Source organism: Brucella sp., from assembly GCF_032066345.1.
GTDB classification, from domain to species: domain Bacteria; phylum Pseudomonadota; class Alphaproteobacteria; order Rhizobiales; family Rhizobiaceae; genus Brucella; species Brucella pseudogrignonensis.
The window spans coordinates 1-15,137 of record NZ_DAMBKZ010000033.1 but is presented as its reverse complement, the minus strand read 5'-3'; the positions used below and the strand labels follow the sequence as shown (position 1 = coordinate 15,137).

Genomic DNA, 15,137 nt, shown 5'->3' with positions numbered 1-15,137 from the left:
AAATTTCCGTTTCAGGCGCATATTACCCTAAAACCGTTTTACACTTTTCAGGATGCTTTACCATTGCGGGCTGCAGCTTGAGCTGCCGCCAGTCGGGCAATCGGCACCCGGAATGGCGAGCAGGACACGTAATCAAGACCTGTTTGCTCGCAGAAGCTGATCGATGCCGGATCGCCGCCATGCTCGCCACAAATACCCAGTTTGAGCTTGTCGCGGGTTTTGCGTCCACGCTCGGCTGCGATCTGGATCAGCTCTCCCACGCCATCAAAATCCAATGAAACGAACGGGTCCTGTTCGATCACACCACGGCTCTGATAGGTCGAAAGGAATGGCGCTGCATCATCACGCGAAATACCGAATGTCGTCTGCGTGAGGTCGTTGGTGCCAAAAGAGAAGAACTCTGCCGTTTCAGCGATTTCAGCAGCACGAAGGGCGGCACGCGGCAATTCGATCATCGTGCCGACCATATAGTCGATCTGGATACCGGACTCGCCGATCACTTCTTTTGCCACCGCATCGATGCGCGCTTTGACAAAATCAAGTTCTGCCTTGAGGCCGACCAGCGGCACCATGACTTCCGGCACGACATGCTCACCGGTCTTCTTGCCTGCTTCAATGGCGGCTTCAAAGATCGCGCGCGCCTGCATTTCGGCGATTTCTGGATAGGATACCGCCAGACGGCAACCACGATGACCGAGCATCGGATTGAACTCATGAAGACTATCGGCACGTTCGCGCAGTCTATCGGCGTCGACGCCCATGGCGCTTGCCACTTCTGCTACTTCTTCATCAGTGCGTGGCAGGAATTCGTGCAAAGGCGGATCGAGTAAACGGATGGTAACAGGCAAGCCCTTCATGATCTCGAACAGCTCGACAAAATCCGAGCGCTGCATCGGCAGAAGCTTTGCTAGAGCCGCACGGCGGCCATCCTCCTTGTCGGCAAGGATCATTTCCCGCATCGCGATAATGCGTTCGCCTTCAAAGAACATATGCTCGGTGCGGCAGAGACCGATGCCTTCTGCCCCGAACGAGCGTGCAGTGCGGGCATCGGCAGGCGTTTCGGCATTGGCGCGCACCTTCATGCGGCGGGTCTTGTCTGCCCACTCCATGAGTTTGCCGAAATCACCCGACAGTTCGGGCTGCAGCATGGCAACCTTGCCTTTCAGCACTTGCCCGTTGCCGCCATCAACGGTGATCACATCACCCTTTTTGAAGGTCTGGCCAGCAGCCAGCATGGTACCGTTGCGATAATCAACACGGAGAGAACCTGCACCCGACACGCAGGGCTTGCCCATGCCGCGTGCGACCACTGCCGCGTGACTGGTCATGCCACCGCGCGTGGTCAGAATGCCCTCGGCCGCGTGCATCCCGTGAATGTCTTCCGGGCTAGTCTCAACACGCACCAGAATGACATTGCGGCCTTCGGCTTTTGCCTGTTCTGCATCTTCAGACGAGAACACGATTTCGCCTGTCGCAGCGCCAGGAGAAGCAGGTAAGCCTTGGCCTATAACAATGCGCTCGGCTCGCGGATCAATGGTCGGATGCAGAAGCTGGTCGAGTGCGGCCGGATCAATGCGAAGCACGGCTTCTTCTTCAGTAATCAGCCCTTCTGCGGCCATTTCAACAGCCATTTTTAGTGCTGCTTTCGCCGTGCGCTTGCCGGAGCGGGTTTGCAGCATCCAGAGCTTGCCGCGCTCGATTGTGAATTCCAGATCCTGCATATCGCGATAATGCTGCTCAAGCCGATCTGCCACTTTCAGAAAGTCGGCAAAAGCTTCCGGCATGACCTTTTCAAGCGAAGGCTTATCAGAACCCGCAGCAATACGCGCTTCTTCGGTGATGTTCTGTGGTGTGCGAATGCCTGCCACGACATCTTCACCCTGCGCATTGACGAGAAACTCGCCATAAAGCTTCTTTTCGCCGGTCGACGGATTGCGGGTGAAGGCAACGCCGGTCGCAGACGTTTCGCCCATATTGCCGAACACCATGGCCTGAACATTCACCGCAGTGCCCCATTGAGCCGGAATGTTATGCAGACGTCTATAGGTGATGGCGCGGGCGTTCATCCAGCTGGAGAAAACAGCACTAATTGCCCCCCAAAGCTGTTCGCGCGGATCTTGCGGAAAAGGCTCTCCGAGTTCTTCCTCGACCTTCGCCTTGTAGAGCGCGATCACATCTTTCCAATCGTCCGCACTGAGAGCCGTATCGACTTCAACGCCGAGATCGGCCTTCTTGTCTTCGAGGATTTCTTCAAAGAAGCCATGGTCGACACCCAGCACGACATCCGAATACATCTGGATGAATCGACGATAGCTGTCATAGGCGAAACGCTCGTCGCCAGCCTCACGCGCAATTGCCTGCACTGTCTCATCATTGAGACCGAGGTTCAGAACCGTATCCATCATGCCAGGCATGGATGCACGCGCACCCGATCGCACCGACACGAGCAACGGCTTTTCCGCACCACCGAACACGCGTCCAGTCCGCTCGGCCACCTGATCAAGTGCTGTCTGCACCTGCTGATCAAGTTCATCGGGATAGGACCGCTCATGGTCATAATAGGAAGTGCACACTTCCGTCGTGATTGTAAAACCGGGCGGCACTGGCAGACCAAGGCTGCTCATTTCAGCCAGGTTCGCGCCTTTACCGCCAAGAAGGTTGCGATCACTCGCAGCGCCCTCTGCCTTACCATCACCGAATGCGTACACCCACTTCGCCATGCCGGCCTCCCTTGCGCAGGTAACGGTCCGCAATGTCTGTGGTTTTCCACAGGCTTGCAGAAACTATCTTCGTGCTTATGCGATCAAGTCGTTGTCTGCCAATCAAAAAAGACAAAGCACCGTAATAGAATCGATTAGACGACAATAAAGCCGATCCACCGATTGACTCTGATCACGGATTAGATCAAAAATAAGAACAAATATAGAACATATGGAGTTGATTATGCGTATCACCGGCAAGCTTGATTATCTTGAAATGCCAGCAGGCAATGGATCACTGGACGCTGCGAAGAGTTTCTATTCGCGCGCTTTTGGTTGGTCGTTCATTGATTATGGCCCAACCTATTCCGCTTTCGCAGAAGGTCTGGATGGCGGTTTTGATGCCGATCCGGAAGCGACGCGCAAGCCGTTGCCTGTGCTTTATTCCGCGCAGCTCGAAGAAACCTTGAAGGCTGTGACAGAAGCTGGTGGAACGGTTGTGAAGCCGATTTTTGCATTTCCCGGCGGCCGTCGTTTTCACTTCACCGACCCTGCCGGCAATGAGCTTGCTGTCTGGAGCGAGAAGTAACAACATCATAGTTGCTAGTTGACAGCAGCGACCACATGGAAATGATGCGCCATGTCTTATTTAGTTCAACATAGAATTGGTGACATGCGCTTCATTCTCCCAGCCGTTCTGCTTTCTCTCGCCGCTTCGTCAGCATCCGCTCAGACAACCGCACCTGCGCCCGACAGCGCACCGCTCAGCCGGTGCGAAGAGTTTCTCAAAGGTATGAGCGTTCTCAAGCCCGGTAAGGATTATGCAGTCAGAGACATCCCCGATGGCTGCGTTGTTTTGAACGGTTTGTATCAAGCCACGAGCATGATGGGCTGGACAGTAGACAGGGCCATCATCGAAGTGGATCGCTTGCAGGACTATCTGTCCGAAGCACCTGATTTGAGCAAAACTGCACCGCAATGGGGACGCATTGCGGTCGATGGTGTGCGCTTCACGCTGCAAAGCGGCAGCAAAATCTCGGATTACATCACCTCAATTCAGCAATGGCCGATGGATTTTACGGCCTCCTACCGCTTCAATCCGGAGAGTGGTTATCTGCACATTCAGAACGCAGAAATCAGCAGCATAAAGCTGGGCAAAGCTTCAATTTCTGCGGAAATCAACCTGCCGATCGATTCATCGGTTGCTTCCCTGACCGTTAATCCGACCGCCACACTTTCGCATCTGCGTTTGCGCCTCGATAATCAGGGCCTGTTAGAAAGTGTCGCTTTGCCGACACTCGTCAATTTCGCTGCACTGCCATCTGAGACCGGCGAAAGCGACCCGGAAGTCGACATTGCGCGTCTACGCGATATTGCAAGCAAAGGCATTGAAGCTATGCCCGACAGCGAGATCGATGCGGCTTCCAGAAAAGCGCTGGCTCGTTTTGTTCAGGACATGCCAAATCCGACGGGCTTTTTCACAATGGATGTGCATTTCGACAAGCCGTTGCCAATCGGTCTCAAGGATCTGGAGCCGGGCAAACTTGCACAACACGCTCTGACAGGCGCAAAGATCAGCGTAACCTATAAAGCTCGCTAATCAGATAAAACCTGAAGCCAGAGCTTTTCCAATTTCGATTTATAGCATTTCCAGCAAAAGTGCGAAGCGGTTTTGCGTCGGATAATGCGTAAAAACAAACAGTTACAGCGGTTCCAACGATTCATTCTTAACTGGAACCGCTGTAACTGTTGGAAATGCTCTGTCTATCTGTTTTAGAGCATAAGTCCTATCGTAGTGAAACGAGGATCGATAAGATTATGCTTCAAATAAAAAGGCTTAGGGTGCCGATCTGATACAATCAGATCGAAACGTGCTCTAAGCGCATCTTGCGAAACAAAGCAGTATCAACCGCCATGTCCACATCTCTATCATCACTTGAAACCGCCGCTAAATATCTGTCGCAATCCGACAAAGATCAGTTTTTCAAAATCAAGCGTGAAATGGAAGCATCAGGTGCATTCAGAGCAAGCATTGAAGAACGTCTTCATGCGTTTATTTGGCAAATCATTGAAGCCGATGATGATGACGAAGACGAAAGCGGGAATGAAGAGTGAACTCTGACTCAGAAATGAGCGCGTCGATCTGAATATTTGCTTTTGCGCATCATCCGACGCAGAGCCATTTAACACTTCTCGAGACGCGCTCTAAAATCAGCTTGCTTCGCGCAGCTGCTCTGCGGTTTGAAGATCAACCGAGACAAGCTGGCTCACGCCTTGCTCGCCCATGGTTACACCGAACAGGCGGTTCATGCGCGCCATGGTGATCGGATTATGCGTGATGACCACGAAACGCGTTTCGGTTGAAGCCGCCATTTCGTCCATCAGATTGCAATAGCGCTCGACATTATGGTCGTCGAGCGGCGCGTCCACTTCGTCCAGTACGCAGATCGGTGCCGGGTTCGTCAAGAACACGGCAAAGATAAGCGCCATTGCAGTCAGTGCCTGTTCGCCACCTGAAAGCAGCGTCATGGTCTGCGGCTTCTTGCCGGGTGGGCGTGCCAGAATTTCCAGCCCTGCATCCAGTGGATCATCGCTCTCAATGAGCTGCAATTCCGCAGTACCACCACCAAAAAGATGCGTGAACAGACGCTGGAATTGCGCATTCACAACATCAAATGCGGCCAGCAAGCGTTCACGGCCCTCGCGGTTGAGGCTCTGAATCGCCTGGCGCAGTTTCTTGATCGCTTCAATGACGTCTTCGCGCTCGGAGATAATCGCCTCAAGACGCGCAGAAAGCTCCTGACTTTCCTCTTCCGCACGTAAGTTGACTGCACCAAGACGCTCGCGTTCGATCCGCAAACGTTCAAGCTGGCGCTCGAGCTGATCAGGATCAGGCATACGGTCTTCAGGCTTCAAACCTGTGTGGCGGATCGCTTCGTGCGGCGCACAATTAAGTGCATCGACAATACGCGCTTCCGTATCCTTGCGACGTTCCTCGGCAGCTGTCAGGCGCTCTTCCGCACGCGCACGCTGTTCGCGGCTGGTCGCAAGCTGCTGAATGGCAAGCGTTGCGGCCTTGTCGAGCTCTGCCTGTGCAGCCTCTGCTTCAGCAAGAATGTCGGCAGCCTGCTTGCGACGCTCGTCAGCTCCCGAAAGCTCATTAAGCAGAGCGCGGCGGCGGCTTTCGATCTCTTCAGGTGCCTCTGCCAGTGCTTCAGCTTCATCGGCAGTCTCAGAACGACGATCATTTAGCGCAGCAATCTGCTGCGCGGCGTTTTCTGCACGAGACGCCCAGTTGCGGCGTTCAAGCCCAATCATCGCCAGACGGCGCGAACGGTTGTCGGCTTCGCGACGCTGACCTTCATAGGCAGCGCGAGCTTCCGCAAGCTGAACGCGGTCCGCTTGCACTTCCGTAGTCATGGCCGAATGACGTTCGCCGATGGCATCCATATCGGGCATTTCGTTGAGACGGTCTTCGGCCTCAACAACGCGGATCTGTGCTTCCTCAAGGTTTTCCTCAAGGCGCGATTTGGCTTCTTCGAGACCAGCACGTTTGGTCGCCAGCTGACCCGCAGCACGTTCAACAGCAGCCAGAGCCTCACGCGCATCATCTAGCTTGCGCTGATTGGCACGCCAGGCATCGCGGGCAACGCGTTCCTGTTCAACCGCTTCGCGAACAGCCATTTCAAAACGTTGCACTGCCTGTTCGGCACTCTTTACGCGGGCGTCAGCACTGATTGCTTCCTGCTCAAGCTCCGCCAGACGGTTCTTTTGCGCAAGCCGCTGAGCAGCTGGTGTCGGCGCATCGGCGCTTGCAGTATAGCCATCCCAGCGCCACAGAGCACCAGCCTTGCTGACCAGTCGCTGGCCAGGACGCAGAGAAGCCTGCAAACGCGGACCATCATTGTCAGAAACCACGCCGACCTGCGCCAGTCTGCGGCGCAATTGCTGTGGGCCTTGCACCAGGCGATCAAGCGACACACTGCCTTCAGGCAGAGCCGGATCGGTTTCAGCTGCCGGATTATAGGCCCAGAAGACCGGCGCATCGGTGTCGCTTGCTGCATCAAGGTCTTCACCCAGAGCAGCACCCAAGGCAATTTCATAGCCCTTTTCGACCTGTAACTCTTCGACAACCGGCGGAAACTGTCCTGTCTCGTCGGCATTGAGAATGCGCGCCAATGTCTGCGCTTCGGTCTCGATCCGATTAAGCTCAGTGCGCGCTTCGCTGAGCGGCTGGCGGCCTGCCGCCTCCTGCTCACGCGCAGCACCCACGAGTTCTTCAGCGGCAGTCACCGCGTCTTCGGATGCTGCCAGTGCGTCAGTTGCAGCTTCAACTGCAATGCGCTTCTCAGCCGGATCAAACAGTCCACCGATCTGCTCAGTGACCGCCGCAATATCGCGCTCGATTGTTTCCATCTGGTTCGCCAGACGGTCACGACGGCTTTGCGTTTCCTGCAAGGCCCGGTCGATCTGCGTTCGTTCGGCAGCGGCCTCTGCGCGTTCCGCGGTCACGCGAGCAAGCGCGTTTTCGCTATCCTGCAGCCGGATTTCCGATTCCTCGAAAATCGCACGCAACTCTTCATCACGTTCGTCCGATGCTTCATTGGATGCGAGCAGCTCCTGCTCTTCCTGGTCAAGCCGTGCCAGAATGTCGGCATTCTCGCGCACCATTTGCTCTTCGCGTGCAATGTCGGCAGTCAACTGTTCGAGCCGCTTCATAAGCTCGGCACGGCGGGCACGAATACGACCGTCTTCTTCGTCGAGCTGTGTGCGAGCGATTGAAAGACGCTGCAAAGCGGCAGCGGCTTTGGCTTCTGCCTCACGCATTTCAGGCAATTTATGCGCGCCAACGCCCTGTTCGCGCGCGGCATTCATCTGTGCCTGCGCCATATCGCCGACAACAGAGGTTGCCTGTGCCAGTGCGCTTTGTGCCTCGCCTTCCTGCGTTTTGGCTTGCGACCAGCGCAAATGAAGCAGGGCCGCTTCGGCGCGACGAATATCAGCCGAAAGCGCTTTAAAGCGATTGGCCTGACGCGCCTGACGTTTCAGACTTTCAATCTGGCTGCCAAGCTCGCCAACGACATCTTCGAGGCGTTCAAGATTGCCTTCAGCTGCACGAAGGCGCAATTCCGCCTCGTGGCGACGGGTATGCAATCCGGAAATGCCTGCGGCTTCTTCCAGAAGCGCGCGACGCGCCTGTGGCTTGGCCTGAATAAGTTCACCAATCCGGCCCTGCCCCACCATGGACGGTGAGCGGGCGCCGGTTGATTGATCAGCAAAGAGCAGCTGCACATCCTTGGCGCGCGCTTCCTTGCCATTGATGCGATAAACCGAACCCGCTTCGCGCTCGATACGGCGCGAAACCTGCAACTCGTCCTGATCATTATAGGCAGCAGGTGCTGTGCGGTCAGAATTATCGAGGAAAAGCGTCACTTCCGCCGTATTACGCGCGGGTCGCGTAGCGGAGCCGGAAAAGATTACATCGTCCATGCCGGAAGCGCGCATGTTTTTGTATGAGTTTTCACCCATCACCCAGCGCAGAGCTTCAACGAGATTGGACTTACCGCAACCATTTGGCCCGACAACACCGGTCAGCCCACCTTCAATGACGAACTCCATCGGTTCGACAAAGGACTTAAAACCAACAAGACGCAGCTTGGAGAAGCGCATCAGTGAGCCCTCCCCGAAACTGTTTCAACGCGCCGGTTATGCGAAAAACCGGCTTCCACTTTGTCGCTCGGCGCTTGCGTATAAACACAAAAAGCGGACGCAATGAAGCGTCCGCTTTTCTTGCCGAAAGGCGGCTTAGAGCAGCTTGTCAATGATTGCCGACATCTCGTCAACCGAAAGGGCTCCAGCGTATTTCTGTCCATTAATGAAGAAAGTTGGCGTGGCGTTCACACCAAATTCCGTCGAACCGCGTTCCATCGTTGCTCTCACATCATCGAGAACTTGCTGGTTCGTCAAGCAAGCCTTGAATGACTCCTGTGTAAAACCTGCAAGTTTTGCGATCTGGAGCAGTGCAGCTTCGCCATCAGCGGCGCCAGCCCATTGCTGCTGCTGCTTGAAGAACACTTCAACCATCGGGAAATAACGATCTTCCGGTGCGCAGCGAGCGAGCATGAAAGCAGCGGTTGCGCGTGGATCGAACGGGAACTCGCGGAAAATCAGCTTCGCCTTGCCGGTATCGATGTATTTTTCCTTGATGGTCGGGAAAGTGTTGATTGCAAAATCGGCGCAATGCGAACAGGTCAGCGATGCATATTCGACGATCGTGACTGGAGCATCGGCCTTACCATAGACCATGTCCTTGAGCTTGCCAGGTTCTGCGACTTTGGCGGCATCGATGGTGGCTTCGGCGCTGCGGGACTGAGCGCTTGCATTGCCAGCAAGAGCCAACCCTGCGGCAGCTGCGCCTGCAAGAGAAATAACATGTCTGCGGTTAAGCGTTGCAGGCATACGAATCATCCAGTCCTGTTTAAATGTTGACGTTTAGAAGCAATTTAGGGTGGCGGATGACTAATCACCAGCCCTCACTTGATCAAATGAAGTTCAGCACGATTGTTGGATCAAATTTAAGGCAAGCGGCTCACTTCTTCGTGGCGCGTTTCTCAGCGAGTATATTTTTGCCAAGGCGGGCAAGCGCGGCGCGCAGAGCATCGTCCTCAATACCGTCCGTTGCCTTATCGATACGCCGTTCTTCTGAAGGCGCCAGAGGAGCCACTCGCTTTGGCTTACGCCTGAAATCCAGCGCAGGCGGCTTCTGCTCAATCTTTATGCGACCTATAGCCGAGAAGCCAAGGAAGCCATTCACACGACTGATAATTTCACCCGTTTCGTGCTGGATCTGCAAAGCAGAAAAACCCTCACAGGCAATAATCAGCGTAGCGGGACTGAAAGGATCGTCTTCATGCAGGCGCCGAGGCCAGATAATGCGCAGCGGGCGTGACGAAGCACCTATTGCCGGGCCGACAATATCTTCCCAGGATTGCAGCAATGAGAGATTGATACCCGCACGCTTTTGCAACATCGGGTCCATCAAACCAGATGCCATATCTGCCAGAGGGCGGAAGCCTCTTTTGGGTTTACGTTCGCTCATCGCGTTCCATTATAGCCGCGAAACCACTCAACAAACAAAGGAATACCTTCATCGAGTGTGGTTTTAGGGCTGAAACCAAGATCGCGCGCAGCAAGTGTAATATCAGCATAGGTGCGCGGAACGTCGGCAGCTGGCATCGGTTCAAGTTTGCGGATCGCTTGCTTTCCACATGCTTTTTCAATTTCCGAGATGAAATCGCTGAGCATGACCGGGCGGTTATTGCCGAGGTTATAGACAGGCGCAGTTTGTTCAGGCTGTTCCATGATGCGTTTTACGGCGCCTAAAACGCCACTTACGATGTCATCAACAAATGTGAAATCTCGTTGCATCTCGCCGTTGTTGAAAACACGGATCGGCTCGCCCTTGAGGATTGCCGAGGTAAACAGCCATGGCGCCATGTCCGGGCGTCCGAACGGGCCATAGACCGTAAAGAAGCGTAAACCCGTCGAATGCTGGCCGTGAACATGCTTGTAAGACACGGCCAAAAGTTCGCCTGAGCGCTTTGTAGCGGCATAAACCGAGACCGGATGGTCGACGGCATCGCTTTCAGAAAACGGAATTTTTTCGTTAGCGCCATAGACTGACGACGAGCTCGCATAAACGACTGGCGGACGCTTTTCGAGCTTGAGAGCCGTTTCAAAAACTGTAACCTGCCCCATGACATTGGCCGACACATAGGCTGCCGGGTTTTCTATGGAATAACGAACGCCAGCCTGGGCTGCGAGATGCACGATGACATCGACATCACGATCAACACCAATTGCCGCATTGAAAGCTTCCGCATCGGAAACATCCGCTTGCGCAAAGCGAAAGCCGTCGCGCGCATTCAGCTTGGCAAGACGCGTTTCCTTGAGGTCAACCTGATAATAATCATTAAGATTATCGATACCTATGACCTGCCATCCCTCATCCAGAAGGCGCGCTGCGGTGTGAAAGCCGATGAAGCCAGCGGCGCCCGTCACGATTGCTTTCATGGATGTCATTTCCTGCAAATGTAGTTTGTAAGGTCGGCACGACGCAAAGCCATAATGCGGCGTGATGCTGCTGCATTCAGCGCTGCGAGGAAGAACATCACCGACGAGATCGTAACCTCATGAAGCAATGGATTATGCAACATGCCATAGCTGCCACAAACCACCGCAAAGTAAATCAAGGCTCGGCGCATAGCCCAACTATCGGAGTTGCGCCAAAGATGCACAAAAATCGCCAGGAACGCCGCAAACATGAAGAACAGTCCAATGATGCCATCGTTCAGCAATTCATCGAGCACAGTGTTATGGACGTGGCGAAATCCCTCCAACAGAGCAGCTTGCTCTCCAGCTTGCACCCGGACTACGTCCATTTTCGTATAAGCACCAACCCCCGCTATCGGATTCTGCTCGATAACCTTTGCAGCACTCGTCCACATGACTTCGCGGATATCTGCCGAAATTTTATCTTCCCATTGCGAGCTATCACCACTGTCGTAGTATTCAACCATTCCCGCAAAACGTTTGGAGATGATATCTCCAACAGGTCCTACAACGACAAGAGCCGCGAGAGCGGCCACCATGGCTGCATAAGCAGCTCCCTGTTGTCGAATACTAAAGCGTTTGAGGAATAATATGACTTCGATCGCGGCAAAAACCGGCAGCACAACAATAACTGCCCGCGTTTCCGACGCCAGAACAGAAACCAAACCCAAAATCAGCCAATGAGGGCCGTTTGGAAGATAGCGATGAGTTTTACCAATTGGAATAGCGGCTGAAATAGCTGCCACGCCTGCGACAAAGGCAAAGACCGCCTCATTGCCACCAACACCAATCCGCCCACCCTCAGCGAATACAAGGTAAATAACCGTAAGGACGGCCATAATGACACCGACACGCGATCCTAGCACATAGGCCCGAAGGGGGTTCCGAACCAGCAGCATTCCGGGACCTGCAAAGGCGAATACCGTGATCAAAAGCGTGTAGCCAATTTGTCGGTTGTTAGCGAACGGCTCTCCACGGAACAGAATGAGGCCTAAAGACCAACCAGCATAAAGTAGAATGAATATGTAGAACTTCTTAGCAAATAGACGGGTCGCTGCGTGACGAGCAAAACTGAGATAGATACCAATGCATGAAAATACAAAAAGAATGATTGGGCCCAATCCTAATCGGATGGGCATCGCTGCAGATGCAACGCCTAGAACCCAATGGTCCACCCGCCGGCGGAGAAGAAAAGATTTTTTTAGAAATGCCACTTAAACCTCTTTCAGGCTATTTCGCCTTAGAGCGTATGCGATTCGCCTGATATAGTCAGTTGCTCTAAACAACAACGTTTTCAGCCGTTTGTATGCAGGTAAACGCGTTTTGGCGTAGCCTTGTCTACCTTGTGCTATAGTAGATATTAGTATTTCTGACAGAGCGACAATGGGCTTATTGGTCGTGAAGATTTCATAACTGCCCGCCCATCCACGCTCCAATGCAACATCATATGGAAGATACATAGGCTTTATCGCCGTAAGTAGCCGCTTGGCCCCCTCAAGTGTAACGATGTAGGCAGCAGAGCTGCCCAAAGGCCCATGCATACACCGACCAATCGTAAGTCCCGCGCCTAAAGTGTGAAAATTGCGGTAGCTATTTGTGCGATGATTGACGAGCTTTATAATATCCCAGCCTGCCAACTTACGTGCTGCGGCTAAAAACGGAAGAAACTCTGGTGTGAACTCCACGTCATCTTCAATGATGACTGCAAAAGGCTCGTTTTCAGCGATTATTGTTTCAAGCGCACGTATATGGCTGAAATAACATCCGATTTCAGCAGGCAGCGGAATTTTTCCATGCCACCGGCGGAAGCTATTCTCGTCCAAATTGGTCAGCTCTTCTGGAGCAAGGAGTTTACCCTCGACTGCTTCTACGCGACGAATATCAATGGAGAATGCATCAGCGCTTGCGCGCAGGGCGTCCCATCTGTCCTGAGAGCGAGCAAGATTGATGGCGTAAACCGGGACAGAACCAACCACGGGCTCTCCTTATTTTCTATTCTCTTGGCAGCTCAGTGAGGCGATGCCACGCATTAATTTCTATCAATTCTAAACAAAGGTCTCTAATCAGAGATGAGTACCTCTCCCGACACTTAAATCATACCGGAAAAATGCTTAATACCTGCGTTAGCCACAGAACTGGACGAATTCTTGACTGGTATGATCGGCACCATCGTATTCTACCATGGCGTGTATCACCATCAGAGCAATCGCGCGGCATCAAGGCTGACCCTTACCGGATATGGCTTTCGGAGATTATGCTTCAACAAACAACGGTTGAAGCGGTCAAATCATACTTCACCAAATTTGTCGAACGTTGGCCGGATGTCATGGCTATGGCCGCTGCGAGCGAAGACGACATTTTGCGAGCCTGGGCAGGACTTGGCTATTATTCACGCGCGCGCAATCTCAAAAAATGCGCAGATCTGGTTGCAGCTCAGTATGCCGGAAGCTTCCCCACAACCGCTGCCGAGTTAAAAGAACTACCGGGCATTGGCGATTATACGTCCGCGGCGATCGCAGCAATTGCGTTTGGTCAGCCAGCAGCCGTAGTGGACGGCAATGTCGAGCGTGTTATTTCACGTCTCTATGCTATCGACACTCCTCTTCCTGCAGCTAAAGCAGAAATCCGCCTCCTTATGGGAGAGTTGACACCTGCAGACAGGCCTGGTGATTTTGCGCAAGCAGTCATGGATTTAGGCGCAACCATCTGCACACCGCGTCGCCCAGCTTGCGCGATCTGTCCTGTCAATGACGGCTGCGAAGCTCTTACAAAGCGCGACCCGGAAGAATTTCCCGTCAAAGCCCCTAAAGCGTCGAAGCCAATCCGAACGGGCGCTGCTTTCGTTGCAATCGCCGATGATGGTTCAGTTTTGTTGCGCAAACGCAAAGGTGAAGGTCTGCTTGCTGGCATGACAGAAGTGCCGGGCAGTCACTGGACGGCACGTATTGATGGCGACGCAACGGTAGATGCCGCTCCTTTTGCTGGCGACTGGGTCGCCTCAGGGAGCATCACGCATGTCTTCACACATTTCGAATTGCGCCTTTCCGTCTATTCAGCCGCCAACATCACCAAGCACGATATTACAGAAGGCTGGTGGTCTTCGCCTTCCGAACTTGAAGGCGAAGCGCTGCCGACTGTCATGAAAAAGGCAATTACTGCCGCTATTCCAGACGCATTCAAACGGGGGAGGAAAAACCGTTGACCAATCAAGTCAAACACGTCGTTTTCGATATTGGAAAAGTGCTGTTGCATTATGACCCAGAGCTTGCCTATCTCGATGTGATCCCTGACGAGGCAGAGCGCCGCTGGTTTCTGGAGAATATCTGCACAGGCGCTTGGAATATCGAGCAGGATCGTGGCCGCAGCTGGCAGGATGCTGAAGCGCTGCTGATTGAAGCGCACCCAAAAAAGAGCAGTCACATTCGCGCATTTCGCCAAAACTGGAATCTGATGGTGCCCCATTCCTACGATGACAGTGTTGCAATACTGCGCGGACTTATTGCTGAGGGCAATGACGTAACCATGCTCACGAACTTCGCTTCCGACACATTACGTGAAGCGCAAGGACGGTTTCCGTTTCTGACGGAGAGCCGCGGCGTCACGGTCTCAGGCGATATCCGTATGTTGAAACCAGACCGCGAAATTTACGAGCATCACGTTGCAAGCTTCGATCTTGATCCTGCTGCAACGCTTTTTATTGATGACAGTCCGGCCAATGTGGAAGGTGCTAAAGCAGCCGGTTGGCAGGCTGTGCATTTCACCGGCGCACCTAAATTGGCAGACGATCTGAGAAGCCTCGGTCTCTCATTCTGATCCAAAAAACACCTAAACAGAAAAAGACCCCCGAAGCGAAACACTTCGGGGGTCTTTTCATCAGACTTTGTTGGAGGTCGTCCGATAGTAAGCTCTACAGCATAATTCCTTAAATATGCTGCAAATATAGAGTGTTAGAGCGCATTCCGAAAAGTGCGAAGCGGTTTTCGGAACAAGATGTGCGCAAAAACAAATGGATCAAGATTAAGCGCCTGCGACAGCCATCTGATCGCGGATCACCTTGCGCAGATCATCGATAGGCTTCAGCATACCTGCCTCTTCATAGTGCCAGAATGTCCAGCCATTGCAGGCATCAAATCCCTGTACCTTGGCCCCAATGCGATGGATCGAACCCGCTTCACCATTCGCAGCCAGTGTGCCATCAGCACGAACGATGGCGGCATGACGACGGCGTGCATCAGAAAGAACCGTGCCCGGACGTAGGAGACCTGCCTCCATGATCGAGGTGAAGGCCACCCGCGGCTCTGCACGCTTGCCGGTCATAACCGTCAG

12 protein-coding genes and 1 pseudogene are annotated in these 15,137 nt (G+C 53.6%); 5 read left to right on the top strand and 8 right to left on the bottom strand.

The window, feature by feature from the left end; translation table 11 throughout:
* Window positions 1-47 precede the first annotated feature (47 nt).
* The gene (gene ppdK / locus RT142_RS23505) at window positions 48-2,720 is read right to left on the bottom strand and encodes a pyruvate, phosphate dikinase (protein WP_112805141.1); all 2,673 of its coding nucleotides are present in this window, start codon (window positions 2,718-2,720) and stop codon (window positions 48-50) included.
* A 223-nt stretch (window positions 2,721-2,943) separates the two neighbouring features.
* Between ppdK and RT142_RS23500 the strand changes: the two genes are divergently transcribed.
* The 3 genes from RT142_RS23500 to RT142_RS23490 all read left to right on the top strand — a co-directional run bounded on the left by RT142_RS23500 (window position 2,944) and on the right by RT142_RS23490 (window position 4,814).
* The gene (locus RT142_RS23500) at window positions 2,944-3,288 is read left to right on the top strand and encodes a VOC family protein (protein ID WP_112805192.1); all 345 of its coding nucleotides are present in this window, start codon (window positions 2,944-2,946) and stop codon (window positions 3,286-3,288) included.
* Window positions 3,289-3,339: 51 nt separating this feature from the next.
* Complete coding sequence (locus tag RT142_RS23495; protein WP_313031953.1) at window positions 3,340-4,299, top strand: hypothetical protein; 960 nt, start codon at window positions 3,340-3,342, stop codon at window positions 4,297-4,299.
* Between the two features lie 287 nt (window positions 4,300-4,586).
* The gene (locus RT142_RS23490) at window positions 4,587-4,814 is read left to right on the top strand and encodes a hypothetical protein (RefSeq protein ID WP_313031951.1); all 228 of its coding nucleotides are present in this window, start codon (window positions 4,587-4,589) and stop codon (window positions 4,812-4,814) included.
* Between the two features lie 96 nt (window positions 4,815-4,910).
* Here RT142_RS23490 and smc read toward each other — a convergent pair whose 3' ends face one another.
* The 6 genes from smc to RT142_RS23460 all read right to left on the bottom strand — a co-directional run bounded on the left by smc (window position 4,911) and on the right by RT142_RS23460 (window position 12,787).
* Window positions 4,911-8,369 (bottom strand): chromosome segregation protein SMC, encoded by a 3,459-nt coding sequence (smc, locus tag RT142_RS23485; protein WP_313031948.1) that lies wholly within the window; start codon window positions 8,367-8,369, stop codon window positions 4,911-4,913.
* Between the two features lie 135 nt (window positions 8,370-8,504).
* Complete coding sequence (locus RT142_RS23480) at window positions 8,505-9,158, bottom strand: DsbA family protein (RefSeq protein WP_007874076.1); 654 nt, start codon at window positions 9,156-9,158, stop codon at window positions 8,505-8,507.
* A 130-nt stretch (window positions 9,159-9,288) separates the two neighbouring features.
* The gene (locus RT142_RS23475; RefSeq protein ID WP_112805147.1) at window positions 9,289-9,798 is read right to left on the bottom strand and encodes a DUF721 domain-containing protein; all 510 of its coding nucleotides are present in this window, start codon (window positions 9,796-9,798) and stop codon (window positions 9,289-9,291) included.
* Window positions 9,795-10,772 (bottom strand): SDR family NAD(P)-dependent oxidoreductase, encoded by a 978-nt coding sequence (locus RT142_RS23470; protein ID WP_112805149.1) that lies wholly within the window; start codon window positions 10,770-10,772, stop codon window positions 9,795-9,797. Before RT142_RS23470 ends, RT142_RS23475 begins: the two co-directional genes overlap by 4 nt.
* Window positions 10,773-10,777: 5 nt before the next feature.
* Window positions 10,778-12,025, bottom strand: a complete 1,248-nt coding sequence (locus tag RT142_RS23465; protein ID WP_105518265.1) for an O-antigen ligase family protein — start codon at window positions 12,023-12,025, stop codon at window positions 10,778-10,780.
* Window positions 12,026-12,787 (bottom strand): glycosyltransferase family 25 protein, encoded by a 762-nt coding sequence (locus RT142_RS23460; protein WP_112806978.1) that lies wholly within the window; start codon window positions 12,785-12,787, stop codon window positions 12,026-12,028. It lies immediately after the preceding gene.
* A gap of 131 nt (window positions 12,788-12,918) precedes the next feature.
* Between RT142_RS23460 and mutY the strand changes: the two genes are divergently transcribed.
* Both mutY and RT142_RS23450 read left to right on the top strand, forming a co-directional pair.
* A complete protein-coding gene (gene mutY, locus RT142_RS23455; RefSeq protein WP_112806980.1) occupies window positions 12,919-14,013 on the top strand; it encodes an A/G-specific adenine glycosylase in 1,095 nt (364 codons plus the stop codon).
* Window positions 14,010-14,624: an HAD family hydrolase gene (locus RT142_RS23450; protein WP_007874059.1), complete on the top strand. Its 615-nt coding sequence runs from the start codon at window positions 14,010-14,012 to the stop codon at window positions 14,622-14,624. Before mutY ends, RT142_RS23450 begins: the two co-directional genes overlap by 4 nt.
* Window positions 14,625-14,828: 204 nt before the next feature.
* Here RT142_RS23450 and RT142_RS23445 read toward each other — a convergent pair.
* A pseudogene (locus RT142_RS23445) lies at window positions 14,829-15,137 on the bottom strand (modification methylase); the annotation flags it as partial.